This window comes from Curtobacterium sp. Csp1 (assembly GCF_013347185.1).
Genome location: NZ_CP054594.1, coordinates 2373405 through 2396740, shown reverse-complemented (window position 1 = coordinate 2396740; position 23336 = coordinate 2373405). Strand labels below are relative to the sequence as shown.

Annotated in this window: 16 protein-coding genes and 8 pseudogenes; 15 read left to right on the top strand and 9 right to left on the bottom strand. The window is 72.0% G+C overall.

The window, feature by feature from the left end; all coding sequences use genetic code 11:
* Positions 1–136 precede the first annotated feature (136 nt).
* From HUN58_RS21035 to HUN58_RS11470, 4 genes and pseudogenes are all read right to left on the bottom strand, one after another.
* Positions 137–751, bottom strand: a complete 615-nt coding sequence (locus HUN58_RS21035; protein WP_141860512.1) for a carbonic anhydrase — start codon at positions 749–751, stop codon at positions 137–139.
* Positions 752–789: 38 nt separating this feature from the next.
* Positions 790–1228 (bottom strand): annotated as a pseudogene (locus HUN58_RS21030) (DUF4245 family protein).
* A 104-nt stretch (positions 1229–1332) separates the two neighbouring features.
* Positions 1333–1559, bottom strand: a pseudogene (locus HUN58_RS20530) (exodeoxyribonuclease VII small subunit).
* 128 nt (positions 1560–1687) lie between these two features.
* Positions 1688–2876, bottom strand: a pseudogene (locus HUN58_RS11470) (exodeoxyribonuclease VII large subunit).
* 148 nt (positions 2877–3024) lie between these two features.
* On the opposite strand from HUN58_RS11470, the gene HUN58_RS11465 reads away from it, so the two are divergent.
* Complete coding sequence (locus HUN58_RS11465) at positions 3025–4089, top strand: 4-hydroxy-3-methylbut-2-enyl diphosphate reductase (RefSeq protein ID WP_180225597.1); 1065 nt, start codon at positions 3025–3027, stop codon at positions 4087–4089.
* On the top strand, positions 4086–4754 hold the full coding sequence (locus tag HUN58_RS11460; protein WP_058741755.1) for a DUF6264 family protein: 669 nt from the start codon (positions 4086–4088) through the stop codon (positions 4752–4754). Before HUN58_RS11465 ends, HUN58_RS11460 begins: the two co-directional genes overlap by 4 nt.
* A 29-nt stretch (positions 4755–4783) precedes the next feature.
* Here the strand turns inward: HUN58_RS11460 and HUN58_RS11455 are convergent, their stop codons facing one another.
* Together HUN58_RS11455 and HUN58_RS11450 are read right to left on the bottom strand one after the other, a co-directional pair.
* Positions 4784–5965, bottom strand: a complete 1182-nt coding sequence (locus HUN58_RS11455) for a M18 family aminopeptidase (protein ID WP_368075737.1) — start codon at positions 5963–5965, stop codon at positions 4784–4786.
* Between the two features lie 88 nt (positions 5966–6053).
* A pseudogene (locus tag HUN58_RS11450) lies at positions 6054–6972 on the bottom strand (class II fructose-bisphosphate aldolase).
* Positions 6973–7183: 211 nt separating this feature from the next.
* Between HUN58_RS11450 and HUN58_RS11445 the strand changes: the two are divergent.
* Positions 7184–8040: pseudogene (locus HUN58_RS11445) on the top strand (fructose-bisphosphatase class II family protein).
* A gap of 101 nt (positions 8041–8141) precedes the next feature.
* On the opposite strand, the gene HUN58_RS11440 reads toward HUN58_RS11445, so the two are convergent.
* Entirely contained in the window at positions 8142–9359 is a 1218-nt protein-coding gene (locus HUN58_RS11440; protein ID WP_208745510.1) for a DNA recombination protein RmuC, read from the bottom strand.
* Positions 9360–9513: 154 nt separating this feature from the next.
* On the opposite strand from HUN58_RS11440, the gene iolC reads away from it, so the two are divergent.
* The 11 genes and pseudogenes from iolC (at position 9514) to HUN58_RS11385 (ending at position 21373) form a co-directional block, all read left to right on the top strand.
* Complete coding sequence (iolC, locus tag HUN58_RS11435) at positions 9514–10515, top strand: 5-dehydro-2-deoxygluconokinase (RefSeq protein WP_180225594.1); 1002 nt, start codon at positions 9514–9516, stop codon at positions 10513–10515.
* Positions 10508–11503, top strand: coding sequence for a class I fructose-bisphosphate aldolase (locus HUN58_RS11430; RefSeq protein ID WP_058741750.1), 996 nt, complete (start codon positions 10508–10510; stop codon positions 11501–11503). The genes iolC and HUN58_RS11430 overlap by 8 nt, the downstream gene beginning before the upstream one ends.
* Positions 11500–13044, top strand: a complete 1545-nt coding sequence (locus HUN58_RS11425) for a CoA-acylating methylmalonate-semialdehyde dehydrogenase (RefSeq protein ID WP_114848924.1) — start codon at positions 11500–11502, stop codon at positions 13042–13044. The genes HUN58_RS11430 and HUN58_RS11425 overlap by 4 nt, the downstream gene beginning before the upstream one ends.
* Positions 13045–13052: 8 nt before the next feature.
* Complete coding sequence (iolB, locus tag HUN58_RS11420) at positions 13053–13955, top strand: 5-deoxy-glucuronate isomerase (protein WP_180225593.1); 903 nt, start codon at positions 13053–13055, stop codon at positions 13953–13955.
* Positions 13952–15847, top strand: a complete 1896-nt coding sequence (iolD, locus tag HUN58_RS11415) for a 3D-(3,5/4)-trihydroxycyclohexane-1,2-dione acylhydrolase (decyclizing) (protein ID WP_180225592.1) — start codon at positions 13952–13954, stop codon at positions 15845–15847. The genes iolB and iolD overlap by 4 nt, the downstream gene beginning before the upstream one ends.
* A gap of 37 nt (positions 15848–15884) precedes the next feature.
* Complete coding sequence (locus HUN58_RS11410; protein WP_114848926.1) at positions 15885–16805, top strand: sugar phosphate isomerase/epimerase; 921 nt, start codon at positions 15885–15887, stop codon at positions 16803–16805.
* Positions 16802–17860, top strand: coding sequence for a Gfo/Idh/MocA family protein (locus tag HUN58_RS11405; protein WP_302694873.1), 1059 nt, complete (start codon positions 16802–16804; stop codon positions 17858–17860). Before HUN58_RS11410 ends, HUN58_RS11405 begins: the two co-directional genes overlap by 4 nt.
* A pseudogene (locus HUN58_RS11400) lies at positions 17860–18667 on the top strand (sugar phosphate isomerase/epimerase family protein). Before HUN58_RS11405 ends, HUN58_RS11400 begins: the two are co-directional and overlap by 1 nt.
* Before the next feature lie 318 nt (positions 18668–18985).
* A complete protein-coding gene (locus HUN58_RS11395) occupies positions 18986–19738 on the top strand; it encodes a transaldolase family protein (RefSeq protein WP_254631458.1) in 753 nt (250 codons plus the stop codon).
* Positions 19735–20955 carry a Gfo/Idh/MocA family protein gene (locus tag HUN58_RS11390; protein ID WP_180225590.1) on the top strand — a complete coding sequence of 407 codons (1221 nt, stop codon included), beginning with the start codon at positions 19735–19737 and terminating at the stop codon, positions 20953–20955. Before HUN58_RS11395 ends, HUN58_RS11390 begins: the two co-directional genes overlap by 4 nt.
* Before the next feature lie 75 nt (positions 20956–21030).
* Positions 21031–21373, top strand: a pseudogene (locus HUN58_RS11385) (tautomerase family protein).
* 33 nt (positions 21374–21406) lie between these two features.
* On the opposite strand, the gene HUN58_RS11380 reads toward HUN58_RS11385, so the two are convergent.
* Positions 21407–22165, bottom strand: a complete 759-nt coding sequence (locus HUN58_RS11380) for a GntR family transcriptional regulator (protein WP_114848932.1) — start codon at positions 22163–22165, stop codon at positions 21407–21409.
* Positions 22162–22804: pseudogene (locus HUN58_RS11375) on the bottom strand (exonuclease domain-containing protein). The gene HUN58_RS11380 and the pseudogene HUN58_RS11375 overlap by 4 nt, the downstream one beginning before the upstream one ends.
* Positions 22805–22885: 81 nt before the next feature.
* Between HUN58_RS11375 and HUN58_RS20250 the strand changes: the two are divergent.
* On the top strand, positions 22886–23336 hold a 451-nt coding region (locus HUN58_RS20250; protein ID WP_217488517.1), incomplete at its 3' end, for a hypothetical protein.

Here is a 23336-nt window from a genome sequence, read left to right as displayed (position 1 = left end):
GGGATGCTGTCCGGGGCGGTGGTCGCGGTGGTGTCGGTCACGTCGTCGTGGTCCTTCCTGTCGTGCTCGCCGGCGCGGTCGCGTCGACGCGGTCGTACGGTCCCGTCGGTGTCGGGGCCTGCGTCGTCGGGGCCGGTCAGGCCTGCCCGACGACGGTGTCGATGGAGACCTCGCCGGTCCCCAGGTCGTAGGTCGCGCCGACGACCGCGAGCCGTCCCTCGGCGATCGCGTCCGAGACGGCGCCGGAGCGCTCGATCACCTGGCGGAGCGTGGCCTCGAGGTGGGCGGCGCCGACGGCTTCCTGCGGCAGGTCGGCGTCGGTGGTGCGGACCTGCTCGACGCTCGGCGCGATGGCGTCGACGAGGGCCTGCAGGTGCGGCGCGGGCACCGGCTCACCGGACCGGGCGGCGGCGACCGCTCCGCAGCGGGTGTGGCGGAGGACGACGACGAGCGGCGTGCCGAGCGCCACGACCGCGAACTCGATCGAGCCGAGGACGACGTCGTCGACGATCTGCCCGGCGTTGCGGATCGCGAAGAGGTCGCCGATGCCGGCGTCGAAGACGTGCTCGAACGGCACGCGCGAGTCGGAGCACCCGAGGACGGTGGCGAACGGTGCCTGCGAGCCGGTGAGCTCGCCGCGGCGGTCCGGGTCGATCCGGCCGGTGCGGCGCTTGTCGGCGGCGAAGCGGGCGTTGCCCTCCACGAGCAGGCGGAGGGCCTCGGACGGGGTGGCGGCGGCGCGGTCGGGCATGGGCTTCCTCGGGGTCGGGTCGGGCTGCGTCGGGTGGGTCACTGCTGCGTGAACTGCTTCGACACGGCCGCGGCGACGGTCGTGAAGGACGCGTCGTCGGCGGTGCCGGACAGGACGATGGTGTTCCGGTCGAAGGTACCGACCAGCGAGTACGCGTGGTTGCCCGCGTTCTTGCCCTCGGCTCGCCGGTCGTACACGGTCCACTTCGTGCCCGCGATGGTGCGGTGCGTTCGCGTCGATGCCCTGCTGCAGGCCGATGTACTGCTTGTCGGGCGTGATCAGGCCGACCGTCCAGACCTTGACCCCGTCGGAGGTCTTGTCCTGGAAGTCGGCGCGGTTGGCGCTGTAGTCCTTCGGCAGGTCCGGGGCGGCGAGGGTCACGCCGGGGACGTTCGCCTGCGACGCGATCTGCTGGTAGTCGACGGTCCGGTCCACGGTCTGGTCGGGGCGGACCACGACGAGCACCAGGAACAGCACGATGCCGAGCGAGGCGATGAGGGCGAGCACGAGGTTGAACGCCGTCTGGTGCTCACGACGGGTGCGGCGTGCGGCGTCCTTGCGCGCCCAGGTCTCGGCGTCGGTCACCGGTCCGCTCCGTCCTGGTCGCCCGCACCGTCAGCGTTCGGACCGGCGGTGGACGCACGGGCGGCGTCGAGCCGGGCACGGGCGCCGACCAGCCACTCCGCGAACGCTCGAGCGTCGCGGACCCCTGCTCGAGCTCCGTGACGACGCGCACGAGTTCGTCGCGCGCCGCTTCGTAGCTCAGCGACTGCACGTCGGACGGCACGGGTTCCTGCTGGGTCGACACCACTCGATCCTACCGAGCACCCTCCGACGCGGCGTACCGGCGGCCGGACCGGTGGAGAACGGTGCGGCGCCGGATCTCGCGGCCCGCGGCGCCGGGCGCGTCCGGCTCGGCGGCAGGCCCCGGACCCGTCAGGCCCCGGACCCGTCCGGCCCCGGCCCGTCGGGCTCGAGCGTGCCGGTCGCCGTGCCCGCCCCGAGCGTGACGTGCACGGGCGTCGGTCCGGACAGGTCGTCGGTGCCGCGGACGACCCCGCCGTCCGCGGTCTGCACGATGGCGTAGCCCCGGCGCAGCGTGTCCCGGGGGGAGAGGGCGCGGAGCCGGCCGGTCAGGTGCCCGACGTCGCTGTGCGAGCGCTCGAGTCGACGGTCGAGCAGCTCGCGGGCGCGGGAGAGGTCGCGCGCCACTTCCTCTGCCCGGGTGTCCACGAGCCACGCGGTCGACGCCAGGGCGGGGCGGGAGCGGAGCGCGGCGATCCGGTCCGCCTCGACGGACAGGGTGTGCGACAGCCGCAGGCCGAGGCGTGCCCGGGCCTGCCGGACGTTGGCGAGCTCCTCGGCCACGTCGGGCACGACCCGCTTCGCCGCGTCCGTCGGGGTCGAGGCTCGGAGGTCCGCGACCTCGTCGAGGATCGGTCGGTCGGCCTCGTGCCCGATCGCCGAGACGATCGGCGTCGACGCGGCCGCCGCGGTGCGGACCAGCCCCTCGTCGCTGAAGCCGAGCAGGTTCTGGAAGTCGCCGCCGCCGCGGGCCACGATCGCCCACCGCCCGTTCGCCCTGCACAGCGGTGTGCACCGTGCGGAACTCCACCTGCGGCCACCGCAGCTGCGCGTTCCGCTTGACGTCCTTCTCGGCGTCGGAGTCCTTGCCGGTGATCAGGCCGATCCGGTGCGGCAGGAACGGCAGGCGCTTCTTGCGGGCGGGGTCGAACAGCCCCTCGGCCGCCAGGGTCCGGCGCAGCCGTTCGAGGCGCTCGAGCAGGTCACCGAGCCCGACGTGCTTCATCTCGACGACCTGCATCGTCAGCGAGCCGCCCTTGACCCAGTAGTTCGGCTTGACGGCCGCGACGACGCGGGCGCCCTGCTTCAGGTCCGCCGGCACCCGGGAGCGCACGCTCGACCAGATCGAGAAGGACACGGTCGCGTCGACCTCGACGTCCTTGAGCTTGCCGTAGACGTTGCCGCCGGCGACGTTCCACTGGGTGATCTCGCCCTCGACCCAGGCGACGCCGAGCCGGTCGATCCAGTCGCGGATCTTCGCGCCGAGCAGCGCGACGGGCCACGGGTTGTCGGCCGTCGGTGGGCCCTGCTCGATCGCCATGCCCCCATGCTGCCGCATCCCGGCGACACCGCCGGGCAGAGCGACCGCCGACCGGCGACACCGCGTGGCCGCGCGTCCGGCGACACCGCCCGGCCGCGCACCCCGCCGTCCCAGGCCCCGTGCCGCCCGCGCACCTATCATCGGGGGCGTGACGATCACCAACGGCCGAACGGTCCCGCTCGCCCCGCCGCGCGTGCACGCAGCGCGGGGTCGCCTGCGGGACGAGCCGGTCCCGGGCGACAAGAAGGTCCTGCTCGCCGCCCCGCGCGGCTACTGCGCGGGGGTCGACCGGGCGGTCGTCGCGGTCGAGAAGGCGTTGGAGCAGTACGGCGAGCCCGTCTACGTGCGCAAGCAGATCGTCCACAACGTCCACGTCGTCTCGACGCTCGAGCAGCGCGGCGCGGTGTTCGTCGACGACGTCGCCGAGGTCCCGCACGGCGCCCACGTCGTCTTCAGCGCCCACGGGGTGTCCCCGGCGGTCGTCGCCGGCGCCGCCGAACGTGACCTGCACGCCATCGACGCGACCTGCCCGCTCGTCACGAAGGTGCACCGAGAGGCCACCCGGTTCGCGAAGGCCGAGCGCACGATCATCCTCATCGGCCACGCCGGGCACGAGGAGGTCGAGGGCACGATGGGCCACGCCCCCGAACGCACGATCCTGGTGAACGGCCCCGAGGACGTCGCCGTGCTCGAGGTCCCGGACCCCGACAACCTCGTCTGGCTGTCGCAGACCACGCTGAGTGTCGACGAGACCATGGAGACCGTCCGCCGGCTCCGCGAGAAGTTCCCGTCCATCGAGAACCCGCCGTCGGACGACATCTGCTACGCCACCCAGAACCGCCAGGTCGCGGTGAAGAAGGTCGCCCCCGCCGCCGACCTGGTCATCGTGGTCGGCTCGGCGAACTCCTCGAACAGCGTCCGACTGGTCGAGGTCGCGCTCGAGCACGGCGCGAAGGCCGCGCACCGGGTCGACTACGCCGAGGAGATCCGCCAGGAGTGGCTCGACGGCGTCGCCACGGTCGGTGTGACGAGCGGCGCCTCGGTGCCCGAGGAACTCGTCGCCGAGGTGCTCGAGCAGCTCGCGGACGCCGGCTACGGCACCGTCGAGGAGATCGTCACCGCGCACGAGGACCTCATGTTCTCGCTCCCGAAGGAACTGCGCACCGACGCGTCGGGCAACCCGACGCGTGCGCTCGGCGGGCGTCGCCGGTGAGCGGCGGGGACTGGTCCGCGGCCCCGGCCCGCGAGCCGGGTCACGTCGACGAGACGGCGCTCGGCCGGGAGGCACGCCCCGCCTCCGCCGGGTCGGCTGCCGGTCCCGCGGTCGGCCGGGTCCACGGCCGTCCGGCACCGGAGTACGGCGAGTACGCCCCGGAGGGGTGGGTGAACCCGGTCCTGGAGGCCCAGCGCCGCGAGGACGAGCGTCGAGCCCAGGAGCGCCGCGAGGAGCAGCCGATCGCGACGGCGAAGTCCGCGGCGGCCGCCCAGCAGGTACCGCGCAGCCGGTTCGGCGCGTCCCCGCTCGACTTCGTGCTGACGGTCGGACTGCTCGTCACCGGGCTGTTCTCGACCGTGCAGTCGCTCTCGGTGTCGCAGGTCGCGTCCTCGGTGCGCGAGACCTTCGAGCAGCAGTACACGACCTTCGCGGACCCAGCAGCCCTGTCCACCGCGGCCGTGGTCGGTGCGATCGGCAGCGTCGTCGTGTTCGCGCTGGTGACGTGGTGGTCGATCCGTCGCCTCCGGGCACGCCGACGGACCTTCTGGGTGCCGCTCCTCGGCGGGGTCGTCGCCACGGCGATCAGCGTCACCGCGTTCATCGTGGTCGTGCTGCAGGACCCCAGGTTCCTGCAGGCCGTGATGCAGCACTCCGGCGGCTGAGCCCGCCCGACGAGTGCGCCCGACGAGCCCTACCCGGCCAGGAAGGCGGCGACCGCGCCGTGCAGTGCCGCGAGGTCGTCGACGTGCACGAGCTCACGGACCGAGTGCATCGACAGCAGGCCGACGCCGATGTCGATCGTCGGGATGCCGAGCCGCGTCGCCGCGATCGGGCCGATCGTCGAGCCGCCCGGGATCGTGTTCACGTTGACGAACGGCTGCCACGGCACGCCGGCGGTGTCGCACGCGGCAGCCCAGACCGCCTCGCCCTTCGCCTCGGTCATGTAGCGCTGGTTCGCGCTGATCTTCAGGAGCGGACCGCCGCCGGGACGCGGGCGGTTCGTCGGGTCGTGCTTCTCCGGCTGGTTCGGGTGCACGAGGTGCCCGGCGTCGCTCGACAGCAGCCACGAGGCACGGAACGCCCGGGCAGCCTCGGACCGCGAGGCGCCGAGGCCCTCCTGCAAGCGTCCGAGCACGTTCTCGAGGAACGGACCACCGGCACCGGACGGCGTCGAGGAGCCGATCTCCTCGTGGTCGAACGCGGCGAACACGGGGATGTGCGCGCCGTCCGCGGGGGCGTCGACGATCCCGCGGAGTCCCGCGTGCACGCTCGTCAGGTTGTCCATCCGTCCGGACGCCAGGAACTCCCGCTCGATGCCGATCCGCGCCGGGGCCTGCGTGTCGGCCAGGAAGAGGTCCCACGACACCGCGTCGCCCACCCGGGCACGCAGCCACGCGGTGACGTCCGTGCCGCCGTCGTCGCCGCCCACGCCGACGATCGGGATCGTGTGGCGCTGCCGGTCGATCTCCTTGCCGTCGTTCACCCCGCGGTCGAGGTGGATCGCGAGGTTCGGGATGCGCGCGACGGGCCCGGTGGACACGAGCCGTACGCTGCCGTCGGCGTCGACCACCCGGCCGGCGATCTGCAGGTCGCGGTCGAACCACGTCGACAGGAGCGCTCCGCCGTAGACCTCGACGTTGAGCTGCTCCCACCCGAGGGTCCGCACGGCGGGGTTCGGCTTGACGCGGAACGTGGGGGAGTCGGTGTGCGCGCCGAGGATGCGGAACGGGGTCGTCGCGGTCGCGCCCTCCGGCAGTCGCCAGGCGACGCGTCGAGCTCGGACAGCTCGGTGAAGCCCGCCGCGACGAGTCGGTCGCGGGCCGCCGCTGCCGCGTGGAACGCGGTGGGGGACTCGGTGACGTACTGGTGGCACGGCCCGCGGTGCACGACGCCCAGTGGTGACCGGACGCAGGACGGGGCGCGTCCGTCGGACGCGCCCCGTGCCTCCCGTCCGGTGTGGACTAGCCCTTGGTGTGCCCGGCCGAGCCGAGGACCTTCGCCGCCTCGCCGACGCGGGCCGACCTCGCCGTCGACCTTCAACACGCCCTCGTAGTTCCGGAACATCGAGTCGGCGATCGAGCGCGTGAACGCGTACTGCGTGTCCGTGTCGATGTTCATCTTGATGACGCCGTTGCGGACGGCCTCGTGGATCTCGTCGTCGGTCGAGCCGGAGCCGCCGTGGAAGACCAGGTCGAGCGGGTTCTCGCCGGTGCCGTGCTTCTCGGCGACGGAACGCTGGATCTCGCCGAGGAGCTCCGGACGCAGCTTGACGCCCCCCGGCTTGTACACGCCGTGCACGTTGCCGAAGGTGAGCGCCGCGATCCAGCGACCCTGGTCGCCCAGGCCGAGCGCGTCGACGACCTTCTCGACGTCGTTCGGGGTCGTGTAGAGCGCGTCGTTCGTGCCCTCGTGCTGGACGCCGTCCTCCTCGCCGCCGACGACGCCGATCTCGACCTCGAGGATCGCGTTGATGTTCCGCGTCTTCTCGATCCACATGTGCGACTGGAAGATCGGGTTGCGGCCCTGGCGGACCTCTTCCTCGCTCGCGGCGATGAGCGGCAGGACGAAGCCGTCGAGGGCGTCCTTCGGGCAGTGGTCGGTGTGCAGCGCGACCGTGATGTCGTAGTTCTTCGCGACCTCGTGGGCGAAGCGCGCCATCGCGAGGGCGCCGGCAGCGCGGTTCTTCACGGTGTGGCCGGCGAAGTAGTCGGCGCCGCCCGTCGTCACCTGGAGGATGCCGTCCGAGCCGGCTTCCTGGAGTCCCTGGAGGACGGCGTTGATCGTCTGCGAGGAGGACACGTTCACCGCGGGGTAGGCGAACTTGCCGGCCTTCGCTCGTTCGAGCATCTCGGCGTACTGTTCCGGCGTTGCGATGGGCACTGCGATCTCCTTCGACGTGGTGGTGTCCACGCCGAGCCTAGTCAGGCGGACTGGAGGCGTTACGGGTGCACGTCCGTGCACCCGGTGTGGCTCCTGTGAGGGCGGTGGGTAGGCTCTGGTCGTGACTCCCACGACTGAGACCGGCTCCCTGTTCCTCCAGCCCGACCGCAACCTGGCGCTCGAGCTCGTGCGTGCGACGGAGGCCGCCGCGATCCGTGCGCAGCCGTGGGTGGGTCGGGGTGAGAAGAACCTCGCGGACGGTGCCGCCGTCGACGCGATGCGCAAGTTCCTCGGCACCGTGAACTTCGACGGCGTGGTCGTCATCGGTGAGGGCGAGAAGGACAACGCCCCGATGCTCTACAACGGCGAGCACGTCGGCAACGGCCACGGCCCGGCCTGCGACATCGCGGTCGACCCGATCGACGGCACCTCGCTGACCGCCGCCGGCCGTCAGAACGCGATCTCGGTGATGGCCGTCTCGGACCGCGGCTCGATGTACGACCCGTCGGCCGTGTTCTACATGGACAAGATCGCCGCCGGACCCGAGGGTCGCGGGGTCCTCGACCTGGAGAAGCCGATCGGCGAGAACATCCGCGCGCTCGCGAAGGCGAAGCACAAGGACATCGAGGACATGCAGATCGCCGTCCTCGACCGTCCCCGCCACGACGAGCTGATCCGCGCGATCCGTGCGACCGGTGCCGGCACCCGGCTGCTGCTCGACGGTGACGTCGCGGGCGGCATCTCGGCGGCGCTGCCCGGCTCCAAGATCGACATGTGCGTCGGTGTCGGCGGGACCCCGGAGGGCATCATCACGGCGTGCGCGATCACGACGAGGAACGGCAGAAGGCGATCGACGCCGGGCACGACCTGGACAAGGTCCTCGACCAGGACGACCTCGTCACGGGCGACAACACGTTCTTCGTCGCGACCGGTGTCACCGACGGTGTCCTCGTCGACGGCGTCCGCCGTTCACGCGGTGTCATCCACACGGACTCGCTCGTGCTGCGGTCCCGCTCGAACACGATCCGCCGGATCCAGGCTGACCACCGCGCCGAGAAGTGGTTCTGATCCGCCGCACGTGACGGGGATCGCACCCCCAGGCTGACATCGCACCCCGTCTCGGCGGGGTGCGATGTTCGTTCCCGGGTGCAACGCGCCGCAGCGGCCGCTCAGTCCTCGTCGAGCGCCCCGACCAGCTCCGGCGCCGTGAGCAACCGCGGCTCGTCCTCGATCGACACGGGGTCGGCGATGACCTTCGACTCGTCGAGCAGCGACAGCCGCCGGGCACTCGGCAGCACCTGGCGCTCGAGCGACCCCACGAACCGGTTGTAGTCGACCACGGACCCCCGGATGGCCCGTCCGAGCTTGTCCACGTGCCCACCGAGGGTCGCGAGTCGGCCGTACAGCTCGCGCGACACCGTGAGGAGCTCGCGCGCCTCGGCGGTGACGACGTCCTGCTGCCAGGAGAACGCCACGGTCTTCAGGACCGACCAGAGCGTGACGGGCGAGGCGAGGGCGATCCGCTTCCGGAAGGCGTGGTCGAGCAGCCCGGGGTCGGCGGCGAGGGCACTCGAGACGTCGTACCCGGACCAGTACTCGCGCGCAGCGAGGGCGTCGACGTGCGCCCGGAGCGCCTTGACGTGCTGCGCGACGAGCTGGTCGCGCCGCGCGCCCTCGGCGCCGGTGGCTCCCGCCGGGATCTCCGCCGCCTGCAGGTAGGCGCTGAAGGGCACCTTGGCGTCGACGGCGATCGTCTTGCCGCCGGGCAGGTGCACGACCATGTCGGGTCGAGCCGCGCCGGCCGACGTGGTGACGGCGGACTGCACGTCGAAGTCCACGCGCTCGAGCAGCCCGGCCGCCTCGACCACGTTCCGCAGCTGGGTCTCGCCCCAGACGCCCCGCGTGCTGTTCGAGGACAGGGCGCTCGCGAGCGTGTCGGCGGTGGCGCGCAGCCGTTCCTCGGACTCGGCGGCGGACCGCAGCTGTGCGGAGAGCGCGCCGTACTGCTCGCTGCGGGACTGCTCGAGCTCGGCGATCTTGGCGCGCATGACGTCGAGGGTCTGCGCGACGGGGCTCAGCGCCGAGAGCACCTTCGACTCGCCCTGCTGGCGCGCCGCGTCCACCCCGTGCATCCGCTGCAGCAGGTGCTCGAGCTCGGCGGCCCGGCGTTCGAGCGAGTCGACCTGCCGCCGGTACTGGGCGTCCTGCGCGTCGAGCCGCTCCTCGGCGTCGGAGCGGACCGTGTCGAGCTGCGCGCGCAGCGCGTCGGCCGTCGCATGTGCGGCGGCCGCGTCGACGCCGGCCCGGGAGCGGGCGAGCGACCAGGCGACGACGGCGCCGACGGCGGCGCCGAGCACGAGACCGATGACCAGCGCGAGGATCTGCATGACGCAACCGTGGCAGTGCCCACCGACACCGTGCCTCCAAGCCGGCGGTGTGGCGTCGCCAACCTGGGCCGATCCATGTAATGACATTCGGCCAAACGCGGTGTACAGTCGTGACCGTCCGACGATGAAGCCGCACGGAAGGTCCCCGCGTCGCATGACCGATGAAGCCCCCCACGCACACGACGTGATCACCATGGGCCGCGTGTCCGTCGACATCTACCCGCAGCAGACCGGCCCGCTCGAGGATGTCACGACCTTCTCGAAGTCCGTCGGCGGCAGCGCCACGAACGTCGCCATCGCCGCCGCACGGCACGGTGCCGACGCCGCCGTGATCACCCGCACGGGCGACGACCCGTTCGGTCGCTACATCGCTCGGACACTGCCCGAGTTCGGCGTCGCGAACACGTTCGTGGAGACCGTCGCGGGGCTCAACACCCCCGTCGCGTTCTGCGAGGTGTTCCCGCCGGACGACTTCCCGCTGTACTTCTACCGGGCCCCGAAGGCGCCGGACCTGATGATCACCACGAAGTCCCTGCCGCTGCACGAGATCGAGCGCGCGCGGGTCTTCTGGACCACGGTCACGGGCCTCAGCGAGGAGCCGAGCCGCAGCGCCCACCACGCGGCATTGAGGGCGCGGAGCGAAGCGGAGCTTGCCCGAGGGATGTATACAGTGCTCGACCTGGACTACCGGGCGATGTTCTGGTCGAACCCCGCGGCGGCGACGCGCGAGGTCGCCGTCGCCCTGGAGCACGCGACCGTCGCCGTCGGCAACCGCGAGGAGTGCGAGGTCGCGGTGGGGGAGACCGACCCGGTCCGTGCCGCCGACGCCCTGCTCGACCGCGGGGTCGAGGTCGCGATCGTGAAGCAGGGCCCGAAGGGCGTGCTCGCCAAGACCCGCGACGAGGTGGTCGAGTTCCGCCCGCACACCATCGACGTCGTCAACGGCCTGGGGTCGGGCGACGGGTTCGGCGGCGCGCTCGTGCACGGACTGCTGCAGGGGTGGTCGCTCGACCGCACCCTCGCGTTCGCGAACGCCGCCGGGGCCATCGTCGCCACCCGCTTCGAGTGCTCGACGGCGATGCCGACGAGCGACGAGATCGAGCAGTTCCTGCAGGAGAACCCCGTGCAACCCACCAAGGAGGACGTCGATGCCTGAGATCAGCTCCGCCGACTTCGCCCGCCTGCGCGACCTGCGGGCCGGTGCACCGGAGCGGGTCGCGGACGTGCTCCGCACCCGCACCCGTCGCCCGCTGCTCGCCGACGACGGCAAGCTCTTCATCGTCGCCGCCGACCATCCGGCGCGCGGCGCCCTGGCGGTCGGGTCCGACGCCACGGCCATGGCCGACCGCTACGAGCTGCTCGAGCGGCTCGTCGTCGCCCTCGGTCGGCCGGGTGTCGACGGGGTGCTCGGGACGCCGGACGTCCTCGAGGACCTCGCGCTCCTCGGCGCACTCGACGGCAAGGTCGTCGTCGGGTCGATGAACCGCGGCGGACTCCGCGGCGCGACGTTCGAGCTCGACGACCGCTACACCGCGTACTCTGCGCAGGCGATCAAGGACGCCGGGCTCGACTTCGCGAAGCTGCTGGTCCGCGTGGCCCTCGAGGACGCCGGTACCGTCGCGACGCTCGAGGCGACGGCGAAGGCGGTTAGCGAGGCCGCCGCGCTGCAGCTGCCGATCATGCTCGAGCCGTTCATGTCCTCGTGGCGTGACGGCAGGGTCGTCAACGACCTGTCGGCCGACGCGGTGATCACGTCGATGGCCATCGCCGCCGGACTCGGCGAGTCGAGTGCCTACAGCTGGCTGAAGATCCCGGTGGTCGACGACATGGCGCGCGTGATGGCGGCGACCACGCTGCCGACGCTGCTGCTCGGCGGCGACCCCTCCGGCAGCCCGGACGAGACGTACGCGACGTGGGCCGACGCCCTCGCGCTCCCCGGGGTCCGCGGACTGGTCGTCGGGCGCACCCTCCTCTACCCCCGGGACGGCGACGTGGCCGCGGCCGTCGACGTCGCCGCGTCCCTCGTCCACGGCCTGGAGGACCGGGGCCGGTCCGCCGCACCGGCGCACGTCCCGCACTCCTCGACCCCGGCACCCGCCCAGCAGCCCTCGCCCCTGTCCGTCCCGGAAGGAAGCAACGCATGACCACCACCGAGTCGACCGACCAGCGGTCCGGCACCACGACCGTCGGCCACTGGATCGACGGGGAGCACGTCACCTCCACCTCCGGTCGGACGGCGCCCGTGTACGACCCGGCGCTCGGCGTCGTGACGAAGCAGGTCGCCCTCGCCGACCAGGCCGAGATCCAGCGCGCGATCGCCAGCGCCAAGGCGGCCTTCCCGGCGTGGGCCGACCTGTCGCTCACCAAGCGCCAGCAGGTCCTCTTCGCCTTCCGCGAGATCCTGAACCGCGACAAGGCCGAGCTGGCCGAGATCATCACCAGCGAGCACGGCAAGGTCGTCTCGGACGCGCTCGGCGAGATCGCCCGCGGACAAGAGGTCGTGGAGCTCGCGACGAACATCCCGTCGCTCATGAAGGGCGAGTTCTCCGACCAGGTCTCGACCGGGATCGACGTCTACTCGATCCGGCAGCCGCTCGGCGTCGTCGGCATCATCTCGCCGTTCAACTTCCCGGCGATGGTCCCGCTCTGGTTCCTGCCGATCGCGATCGCAGCCGGCAACACCGTCGTGCTGAAGCCGAGCGAGAAGGACCCGTCCGCGGCGATCTGGCTCGCGCGGAAGTTCCAGGAGGCCGGGCTGCCCGACGGTGTCTTCACCGTGCTGAACGGCGACAAGGAGTCGGTCGACGGCCTGCTCACGAGCCCCGACGTCGAGTCGATCTCGTTCGTCGGCTCGACCCCCATCGCGCAGTACGTCTACGAGACGGGCACGAAGCACGGCAAGCGCGTGCAGGCCCTCGGCGGCGCGAAGAACCACATGCTCGTGCTGCCGGACGCCGACCTCGACCTCGTCGCGGACAACGCGATCAACGCGGGCTTCGGCTCCGCGGGCGAGCGCTGCATGGCGATCTCGGTCGTCGTCGCCGTCGAGCCGGTCGCCGACGAGCTCATCGCGAAGATCACGGAGCGCGCGGCGACGCTGCGCATCGGGGACGGGCGCCGTGGCTGCGACATGGGCCCGCTCGTCACCGAGCAGCACCGCGACAAGGTCGCCTCGTACATCGAGGTCGCCGAGCAGGACGGTGCGGTGGTCGTGGTGGACGGCCGCACCGTCCGACCCGACGGCGACGAGAACGGCTTCTGGCTCGGGCCGACGCTGATCGACCGGGTGCCGACGACCAGCCGCGTGTACACCGAGGAGATCTTCGGCCCGGTGCTGTCGGTCGTCCGCGTGCAGTCCTACGAGGAGGGCCTCGAGCTCATCAACTCCGGCGCGTACGGCAACGGCACGGCGATCTTCACGAACGACGGCGGCGCCGCCCGGCGCTTCCAGCGCGACGTGCAGGTCGGCATGATCGGCATCAACGTCCCGATCCCCGTGCCGGTCGCGTACTACTCGTTCGGCGGCTGGAAGAACTCGCTGTTCGGCGACCACAAGGCGTACGGCGCCGACGGCGTGAGCTTCTTCACGCGGCAGAAGGCGATCACCTCCCGTTGGGCAGATCCGGCCGAGAGGGGTGGTCCCTCGCACGGCGGGATCAATCTCGGCTTCCCGTCGAACGGCTGACCCAACCGATGGCTGGACAGCACTGGTTCAACCCGCGCGGCAGCCGGCCGGAGGCCGGCTGGACCGACGTCGTGGACGGACGCATCGCGGGGTGGGAGCACACGGGTCTGCGGACCGGCACGGTGTCCGACGGGGCCGAGCTGCGCCTCCCGGCCGCTGCCGTGGAGCGCATGGTCGTGCCGCTCTCGGGGAGCTTCCACGTCACCTGGTCCCGTGCCGAGAACGGCGAGCAGGGCCTGGAGGGACGTGGCGGGGTCTTCGAGGGACCGACCGACGTCCTGTACCTGGGGTCCGGACTGCAGGCGCAGATCACCGGATCCGGACGGGTCGCGGTGGCCGAGGCGCCCACCGACGTCGTCAAGCCGGTCGCGTACATCGCGAAGGCCGATGTCCCCGTCGAGCTCCGCGGGGCCGGACAGTCGTCGCGGCAGGTGCACAACTTCGGCACCCCGGCCGGGCTCGACGCGGTGAAGCTCCTGGCGTGCGAGGTGATCACGCCGGCCGGCAACTGGTCGTCGTACCCGCCGCACAAGCACGACACGCACCGTGACGGCGAGGAGTCGAACCTCGAGGAGATCTACTACTACGAGGTCGACGTGGCCCGCGGCGTGGACGCCCCCGCCGGCGCCGAGCCCTTCGCCCTGCACCGCACGTACGCCTCCGACGACCGTCCGATCGACGAGTTCCGTCAGGTCCGCACCGGCGACGTCGCCCTGGTGCCGTACGGCTGGCACGGTCCCGCGGTCGCCGCACCGGGCTACGACATGTACTACCTGAACGTGATGGCCGGGCCCGACCCGGAGCGCGTCTGGAACATCACCGACGACCCCGCGCACGGCTGGGTCCGCCAGGTGTGGGACACCGAGACGATCGACCCGCGCCTGCCCTACGGAGAGGAGACCGCCCGATGAACACCCGTCGGATGACCGTCGGCCAGGCCCTGGTCGAGTTCCTGGCGAACCAGTGGACCGTCGACGGCGACCACCGCGAGCGGACCGTCCCCGGGATCTTCGGGATCTTCGGGCACGGCAACGTCGCCGGGCTCGGGCAGGCGATCAAGCAGCTGCACGTCGAGCAACCCGGTCTGCTGCCGTACCACCAGGCGCGCAACGAGCAGGCGATGGTGCACCAGTCCGTCGGCTTCGCCCGCATGCACCGCCGCCGCGCGACCTTCGCCGCGACGGCCTCGGTCGGCCCCGGTGCGGCGAACATGCTGACCGCCGCGGCGCTCGCCACGACGAACCGGCTCCCGGCACTGCTGCTGCCGTCGGACACCTTCGCGACGCGGACCACCGACCCCGTGCTGCAGCAGATCGAGCTGCCGCACGACACCTCGCTCCAGGTGACGGACGCGTTCCGCCCGCTGTCGCGCTACTTCGACCGGGTGGAGCGACCTGAGCAGCTGTTCTCGATCGCCCTCGCGGCGATGCGCGTGCTGACCGACCCGGCCGAGACCGGCGCCGTGACCATCGCGCTGCCCGAGGACGTCCAGGCCGAGGCGCTCGACGTCCCGGTCGCGTTCCTGCAGCCCCGCGAGTGGCACATCCGACGGCCGCTGCCCGAGCGCGGGCCGCTCGCCCGCGCGGTCGCGGCCATCCGGGCGGCGGAGCGCCCCGTGGTCGTCGCCGGCGGCGGCGTGCTCTACGCCGACGCGGCCGACGCGCTGCGGGAGTTCGTCGAGGCGACGGGCATTCCGGTCGGCACGTCCCAGGCCGGCGGTGGTGCCCTCGCGTGGGACCACCCGCAGTACCTCGGCGGCATCGGCGCGACGGGCACGGCCGCGGCCAACGCCGTCGCGGCGCAGGCCGACGTCGTGATCGGGATCGGCACGCGGTACAGCGACTTCACGACCGCGTCCCGGACCGCGTTCCAGGACCCCGACGTCACCTTCGTCAACGTGAACGTGGCGTCCTTCGACGCCTACAAGCACGGGTCGCAGCTGCCGGTGATCGCCGACGCCCGCGAGACCCTGACCGCCCTGACGGCCGAGCTCGCGTCGTACTCGGTGGACGCCGGGTACGCCGACGAGATCGCGACGCGCAAGGCCGAGTGGGACGCGGTCGTCGACGCCGCACTCGCACCGTCCGGCAACGCGCTGCCCGGGCAGGCCGAGATCATCGGCGCCGTCCAGCGCGCGTCCGACCCGCGGGACGTCGTCATCCAGGCGGCCGGGTCGCTCCCGGGCGACCTGCACAAGCTGTGGCGGGTGCGCGACGAGCTCGGCTACCACGTCGAGTACGCGTTCTCGTGCATGGGCTACGAGATCGCCGGCGGGATCGGTGTCCGACGTGCCGCCCCCGACCGCAACGCGATCGTGATGGTCGGCGACGGCTCGTACCTGATGCTGCACACCGAGCTCGTCACCGCCGTGGCCGAGGGCATCAAGATCGTCGTCGTCCTCATCCAGAACCACGGGTACGCGTCGATCGGGCACCTGTCCGAGACCGTCGGGTCCGAGCGGTACGGCACGAAGTACCGCTACCTGGACGAGACGCAGTCGTTCGAGAACGGCGACCCGCTGCCCGTCGACCTCGCCGCGAACGCCCGCTCGTACGGCGTCGACGTGATCGAAGTGCAGCCGGGGCCGGACGTGATCGCCGACCTCGAGGCCGCCGTCCGCCAGGCCAAGGCGAACGACCACACCACGCTCGTGCACGTCGACTCCGACCCGCTCGTCTACGCCCCGGACGGCCACGGCTGGTGGGACGTCCCGGTCGCCCAGACCTCGACCCTGCCGAGCACCCAGCAGGCCCGCGCCGAGTACGAGCAGCAGGTCGCCGCCCAGCGCCCGCTGCTCGGCTGAGACACCCGCCCACCACTGCAGAGAGACACCACCCGCCATGACCGAAACCCCTGCCGCCTCGATCCGCATCGGCACCGCTCCCGACTCGTGGGGCGTGTGGTTCGCGGACGACCCGAACCAGGTGCCGTGGCAGCGCTTCCTGGACGAAGCCGCCGCCGCCGGGTACCGGTGGATCGAGCTCGGCCCCTACGGCTACCTGCCGACCGACCCCGCGCAGCTGTCCGACGAGCTCGAGTCCCGCGGACTCCGGCTGTCCGCCGGCACCGTGTTCACGGGCTTCCACAAGGGCGAGGACCAGTTCCAGCGCGCATGGGACCAGGCGGTCAAGGTCGCCGGGCTCGCCGCCGCGCTCGGTGCCGAGCACCTGGTCACGATCCCCGACCTGTGGCGCTCGGACGCCACCGCCGAGGTGCTCGAGTCCCGGACGCTGACCGACGAGCAGTGGGAGCGGCTCGGGAAGGGGCACGACCAGCTCGGCAAGGCGCTCCTCGAGGAGTACGGCGTCCACCAGCAGTTCCACACCCACGCCGACAGCCACGTCGGGACCTACCGCGAGACCGTGCGGTTCCTGTCGGAGACGGACCCCGCGTACACGAACCTCTGCCTGGACACGGGTCACTTCGCCTACTACGGCGGCGACAACCTCAAGCTCATCGCCGAACACCCCGAGCGCATCGGCTACCTGCACCTCAAGCAGGTCGACACCGACCTGCTGTTCGACGTCCTGAAGAACGACGTCCCGTTCGGCGACGCCGTCGCGCAGGGGATCATGACCGAGCCCCCGCACGGCACCCCCGAGCTGGCACCGATCATCGAGGCCGTCGCCGCGATCAACCCGCAGATCTTCGGGATCGTCGAGCAGGACATGTACGGCTGCTCGGTCGACGCCCCCGGCCCGATCGCCGAGCGCACGTTCCAGCACATCTTCGGCTCGACCGCCGCCGCCCGCGTCTCCTGACGCACCGCCACCTCCGCGTCGCCGTCGTCGGCGCCGGCATGATGGGCGCCGACCACGTCCGTCGGATCACCGCGAAGATCTCGAACGCCGACGTCGTCGCCGTCGTCGAGCCCGACCAGGTACGCGCGCAGGCCGCCGCCGCCCTCGCCCCCGGCGCGGTCACGGCCGCGTCCTTCGACGAGGCGCTCGCCGCGACCGAGATCGACGCCGTCGTGATCGCGACGCCGGGCTTCCTGCACGAGCCGATCCTGGTGACCGCGCTCGAGCGCGGGCTCACCGTGCTGTGCGAGAAGCCCCTGACGACGAGCGCCGAGGACTCGCTGCGCATCGTCGAGCTCGAGCAGCAGCACGCCGACCACCCGGTCATCCAGGTCGGCTTCATGCGCCGGTTCGACGCCAGCTACCAGGAGCTCCGGGCGCTCCGGGAGTCCGGGGCGAACGGCGCCCTGCTGGCCCTGCACCACGCCCACCGCAACCCGACGACCCCGCCGAACTTCAGCGAGTCGATGCTCATCCACGACTCGGTGATCCACGAGATCGACATCATCCCCTTCCTGACCGGCGAGGCGATCACGAGCGTCGAGGTCAAGAAGCCGCGGAAGAACTCGCTCGCGCCGGCGGACCTTCCCGAGCCGCAGTTCGTGCTGTTCACCACCGAGTCGGGGACGATGGCGATCGTCGAGATCAACGTGAACGCTCAGTTCGGCTACCAGGTCACGACCGACGCGGTCTTCGAGTCCGGGGTCGCGTACATCGGCCGGGACAACTCGCCGACCATCGTGTCCGCCGGCCAGTCGTCGCAGGGCGTCACGCCGTCGTACAAGGAGCGCTTCGGTGCCGCCTACGACGAAGAGGTGCAGCGCTGGGTGGACGCCGCGCGGAACGGCGGCATCGACGGGCCGAGCGCCTGGGACGGGTACACGGCGTCCGTCGTGGCCGAGGTCGCCGTGCGCGCCCAGCAGTCCGGCGCGCACGAGACGGTCGAGTACGCGCTGACGAAGCCCGCGTTCTACGACACCGCGGCCGAGCGCGAGCCGGCGACCGCGGAGGCCTGATGCCGAAGATCGCTCTCGACCCCACTCCGTTCCACCACGACCTGTCGCTGCTGGAGTTCCCGCAGAAGGTCGCGGACCTCGGCTACGAGTACCTCCAGCTGACACCGCACAAGGACTTCATCCCGTTCTACCGGCACCCGAAGGCGGACGACGACCTCGTCGACGCGTTCGCCGCAGCGTGCCGCGACGCCGGGGTGCAGGTGGCGAGCGTCCTGCCCGTGCTCCGCTGGTCCGGCCCGGACCGCGACGCCCGAGAGGCCGCGGTGACCAAGTGGAAGCGGGTCATCGAGATCACGAAGCGGCTCGGCGTCGACACGATCAACACCGAGTTCTCTGGGCGACCGGAGCGTGCGGAGGAGTCCGAGGACGCCTTCTACCGCTCGATGGAGGAGCTCCTGCCGATCATCGAGTCGTCCGACCTGCGCGTCCTCATCGACCCGCACCCCGACGACTTCGTCGAGGACGGCCTCGAGGCCCTACGGGTGATCCGCGGGCTCAACTCGAAGCACGTCGGCTTCGTCTACGTCGCCTGCCACACCTTCCACTACGGCGGCGACATGGACGCGATCATGGACGCCGCGGGGGACTATCTCGAACCCGCCGGGGAACACCGCGCGCGTGCACCAGCACCTGCCGGTCGGACAGGCCGACGTCGACTTCGACGCCTTCTGGGCGGGCCTGGCACGCATCGGTTTCACCGACCGGGACGACACCGTCGCCGTGTCGAGCGTCTTCGCCGAGGACGAGAACGCCGACGCGGTGTCCCGCTCCCAGCTCGACGCGATCACGAAGGGACTCACCCGATGACCACCACGCTCGAGACGGCTGCCGACCGGGCCGCCGCGGACCCCCGCCCGGTCACCCTGCAGGCCGCGACCGCCACGCCGACGGCGCTCTGGAACGACTCCGCCGACCCGCGCGAGCTGTCCACCGCGATCCACGAGTACGGCGCGGCGGCGCCACCTGCAACCCGGTCATCGCGTTCACCTGCATCCAGCAGGACCCCGACCGGTGGGTGCCCCGCATCCGCGAGATCGCCGCGGAGCACCCGACCGCGGGGGAGTCCTGGATCGGCTGGAAGGCGGTCGAGGAGCTCTCGATCGCGGCCGCAACGGTCGCCTCAGCATGCAGACCGACCCGCGACTGCACCGTGACCGAGACGCGCTGGTGGAGCAGGCCGTCCGGTTCTCCGGGCTCGCGCCGAACATCATCGTGAAGATCCCCGCCACGAAGGTCGGGATCGCCGCGATCGAGGAGGCCGCGTACCGCGGGGTCTCGATCAACGCGACCGTGTCGTTCACGGTGCCGCAGGTGGTCGCCGTCGGTGAGGCGATCGAGCGCGCCCTGGACCGCCGGGCCGCCGACGGACTGCCGGAGCAGGAGTTCGGGCACGTCGTGACGCTCATGGCCGGCCGCTTCGACGACTGGCTGAAGACCGTCGTGGGGCGCGACCACGTGCTCGTCGACCCGGGGATCCTCGAGTGGGCCGGGGTCGCCGCCGTCAAGCAGGCGTACCGGGTGTTCCGCGAGCGCGGGTTCCGGTCGCGGGTGCTCGTCGCGGCCTTCCGGAACGCCCTGCATTGGTCGGAGTTCCAGGGCGGGGACCTCGTCGTCTCGCCGCCGTTCCAGTGGACGAAGGACATCAACGACAACGCGTTCCCCTGGCGTCCGGACGCGATCGACGACGAGGTCCCCGCACACGTCCTCGACGCCCTGCGTGCGGCCACGCCGGAGTTCGCCCGCGGGTACGACGTCGACGGTATGACGATCGACGAGTTCGACCGGTTCGGCGCGACCGTCACGACGCTGCGGCAGTTCCTGGACGCCGACGCGAAGCTCGACGCCCTGGTCCGCGACATCGTGGTCCCGGCGGCATGACCGCGGACACGATCGGCGTCGGTCTCATCTCGGTCGGCTGGATGGGCCGCCTGCACTCCCGCGCCTACCGCGCCCTGCCCGACCACTTCCCGGAGCTCGGTGTGCAGCCGCGCCTCGTCGTCGCGGCGGACCCCGTCGAGGCCGCCCGCGACCAGGCACTCGAGCGTCTGGGGTACGAGCGCGCGGTCGCCGACTGGCACGAGGTCCTCGCCGACCCCGAGGTCGACGTGGTGTCGATCTGCTCGCCGAACTTCCTGCACCGCGAGGTGGCCGTCGCCGCGGCCGAGGCGGGCAAGCCGTTCTGGATCGAGAAGCCGATGGGCCGGTACGCGAGCGACTCGCGGCAGATCCACGAGGCCGTCCAACGCGCGGGCGTGATCACGAGCGTCGGCTTCAACTACCGGCACGCCCCCGCGATCCAACGGGCCCGCGAGCTCGTCCGGAGCGGTCGGCTCGGACGGATCACGAACGTCCGCGGGGCGTTCCTGGCCGACTACTCGTCCGACCCCGCAGCGCCGCTCACCTGGCGCTTCGAGCGTGAACGGGCCGGCTCCGGGGTCCTCGGCGACCTGCTGTCGCACGGCCTCGACCTGGCGCAGTACGTCGTCGGTCGGATCGCGAGCGTGAGCGCCCTCGCCGAGACGTTCATCGAGACCCGTCCGCGCCCCGGGCGGGGGATCGTCGACCGGACGGCGGCGGCGACGGGTGAGCACGGCCCGGTCGAGAACGAGGACTACGCCGCCCTGCTGTTCCGCTTCGAGGACGGCGCGGTCGGCACGATGGACTCGAGCCGGGTGATGCGCGGGCCGCACGCCGAGTACGCACTCGAGGTGTACGGGACGAAGGGGTCCGTCCGCTGGGACTTCCAACGCCTGAACGAGCTCGACGTCTTCCTCGACGGACAAGAGGTGGCGGGCTACACGACGCACCTCGTCGCTCCGGGGGACGGCGAGTTCGCCCGCTTCCAGCCGGGCGCCGGGACCGCGATGGGGTACGACGACCTCAAGACGATCGAGGCCGCGCAGTTCGTCGCGAGCGTCCGCCGCGGGGAGCAGCTCGCCCCGTCTGTGGCCGACGGCCTGGCGGCCGCGTCGATCGTGGAGGCGGCGGAGGCCTCGCTCGCCGACGGGGCGTGGCACGACGTGGCGCGCGTCGACGGGCCGCTCACCTACCGGGCGGCGACACCGGTGCTGGAGACGCACCGAGAAGCGGACTGAAGGCGTGGTGCAGGCTGGCACCGCGCCTCCAGTCCGTCTCGGGGAGACTTCTGGACCGGCGCTTGTTAGTATGTAATGACAAAGTCCCTCGTCCGTATCGACCTCGCCACCGGCCGCACCCCCGAGCAGGTCCGCCGCCGACGCGATCCACACCGCCATCGTCTCGGAGTACGGCATCCCGGAGCGCGACCGCTTCCAGGTGATCACCGAGCACCCCGCACAGCAGATCATCGCGCAGGACGCCGGCCTCGGCTTCGAGCGGACCGAGGGCGTCGTCATCATCCAGGTCTTCACGCAGCGCGGCCGCAGCGACGAGGCGAAGCAGGGCCTCTACGAGAACGGCCCGCAGGACTGGTCGTTCGGGTTCGGCCGCGCCCAGTACGTCACCGGCGAGCTCGGCGTCCCCTCCGCGAGCTGACCCGTCCCGGCTCTGTCGGGACAGTCGCACGACCTACTTGTCGACGAGGGTGACCTCGAACGAGTAGCGGTCCGGGCGGTAGCAGTGCACGCCGTACTCCACCGCCCGGCCCGATGCGTCGTAGGCCGTCCGGCTCATCGTGAGCACCGGGTCGCCGTCCTCGATCTCGAGCAGGTCGGCCTCGTCGCCGGTCGCCGCACGGGCACCGATCCGCTGCTTCGCGACCCGCATCGTCACGCCCCGGCCGCGCAGCAGCTGGTACAGGCCGTGCGCCTGCAGGTCGGTGTCGGTGATGTCGGTGAACTCCGGCGGCAGGTAGTTCTCGAGCACCGCCATCGGCACGTCCTCGGCGAACCGCACCCGGCGGATGTGGGCGACGACCGTGCCGGGGGCGACGCCGAGGGCCTCGGCCACGACGTCCGAGGCCGGCACGTCGTTCCGTTCCAGCAGCTTCGTCGTCGGCGCCTGCGACCCCTGCGCCAGGTCGTCGTACAGGCTGGTCAGCTCGACCTTCCGCGTGACCGGGCCGTGCACGACCTGCGTGCCGATTCCGCGCCGACGAACGAGCAGCCCCTTGTCGACGAGGTCCTGGATCGCCCGGCGGATCGTCGGCCGCGACAGGCCCAGGCGTTCCCCGAGGGCGATCTCGTTCTCGAGCCGGGCACCGGGGGGCAGGACACCCGAGCGGATCGTCTCCTCGATGCGCGAGGCGACCTGGAAGTACAGGGGCATCGGACCCGACCGGTCCAGGTCCAGGAACAGGTCGGACGGCAGCTGGCCCTCGTTGGTCATCGCGGTCCTTCGGGAAGACGGGGTCGGCGACAGCGCCGGACGGATTGTCGTGACAATACCACCCGGTTCGACAGGCGCGGCTGCCGCGGCTGCGTCGTCGCCCGTGGCTGCTCGGCACGCGGTCGGACCGGCGCGATGTGCACGCGCGTCGCCGCCCCGAGCGCCTCGACCGTGTCGCACCCGTGCTGGCCGGCGGCGTGCACGACGATCGCGGCGCAGGCCTCGGCGTCCGCGGCCGCGTCGTGGTGCTGGCTCGAGCGCGTAGGTCTTGCGGGCCACCTGCAGGGAGCACAGCGAGTGGTGCTCGGCCAGCTCGGTGCCCGTGGCGGAGCACCCGCCGGCGATCACGCCCATGTCGAAGCGGGCGTTGTGCGCGACGAGGACGTCCCCCTCGGCGAAGGCCACGATGTCCGCGTACTGCTCCGCCCAGCCCTTCGCGCCGACGACGTCCGACGCGACGATGCCGTGGATGCGCGTGTTCCACTCCAGGAAGGCGTCGTGCCCGTCCGGCGGCTGGATGAACCACGACGCCCGATCGACGACCCGGCCGCCGCGGACCTTGACGAGTCCGACGGAGCAGGCGCTGGCGGGCGAGCTGTTCGCGGTCTCGAAGTCGATCGCGGTGAAGTTCAACGGCACGGGCCCGATCGTCGCACGGGGTTCCGACATCCCCCCGTCGTGCCCTCGGCGTTGCGGCCACCGGGCGGTAGCGTCCGGAGCGTGACCGCGACCACCACGCCCCCGCTCGTCCTGCTGCTGCCCGGCGCCGGCTACGGCCGTCAGGCGCCGCTGCTGTGGTGGTCGCACGCGATAGCCGCCGGGTACGGCGCCGAGGTCGTCGCGCCCACCTGGGCGGTCGACGCCGCCGCGAAGGCCGACCCGGTCGCGTTCGTCGAGGGCGCCATCGTGACTGCGCTCGACGGCCGCATGCCCGACCTGGTCGTCGCGAAGTCCTTCGGCTCGTACGCGCTCCCGTGGGCGGTCCGCCACGGCGTCGACGGCGTCTGGCTGACCCCTGTCCTCACCGACGGCACGGTGGCCGCCGCCCTCGCTGGATGCGGCTCTGGATCCCTCGCGGTCGGCGGCTCCGCCGACCCGCTCTGGGTGCCGTCCGCGGTCGGCACGACCCGTGCCGGGCTGCACACCGTCGACGGGGCCGACCGGGCCGACC

Coding starts and splice junctions, on each gene's coding strand:
- HUN58_RS21035 (WP_141860512.1), bottom strand. CDS start 751: ATGCCCGACCGCGCCGCCGCCACCCCGTCCGAGGCCCTCCGCCTGCTC.
- HUN58_RS11440 (WP_208745510.1), bottom strand. CDS start 9,359: ATGCAGATCCTCGCGCTGGTCATCGGTCTCGTGCTCGGCGCCGCCGTC.
- iolC (WP_180225594.1), top strand. CDS start 9,514: ATGACCGATGAAGCCCCCCACGCACACGACGTGATCACCATGGGCCGC.
- HUN58_RS11430 (WP_058741750.1), top strand. CDS start 10,508: ATGCCTGAGATCAGCTCCGCCGACTTCGCCCGCCTGCGCGACCTGCGG.
- HUN58_RS11425 (WP_114848924.1), top strand. CDS start 11,500: ATGACCACCACCGAGTCGACCGACCAGCGGTCCGGCACCACGACCGTC.
- iolB (WP_180225593.1), top strand. CDS start 13,053: ATGGCTGGACAGCACTGGTTCAACCCGCGCGGCAGCCGGCCGGAGGCC.
- iolD (WP_180225592.1), top strand. CDS start 13,952: ATGAACACCCGTCGGATGACCGTCGGCCAGGCCCTGGTCGAGTTCCTG.
- HUN58_RS11410 (WP_114848926.1), top strand. CDS start 15,885: ATGACCGAAACCCCTGCCGCCTCGATCCGCATCGGCACCGCTCCCGAC.
- HUN58_RS11395 (WP_254631458.1), top strand. CDS start 18,986: ATGCAGACCGACCCGCGACTGCACCGTGACCGAGACGCGCTGGTGGAG.
- HUN58_RS11390 (WP_180225590.1), top strand. CDS start 19,735: ATGACCGCGGACACGATCGGCGTCGGTCTCATCTCGGTCGGCTGGATG.
- HUN58_RS11380 (WP_114848932.1), bottom strand. CDS start 22,165: ATGACCAACGAGGGCCAGCTGCCGTCCGACCTGTTCCTGGACCTGGAC.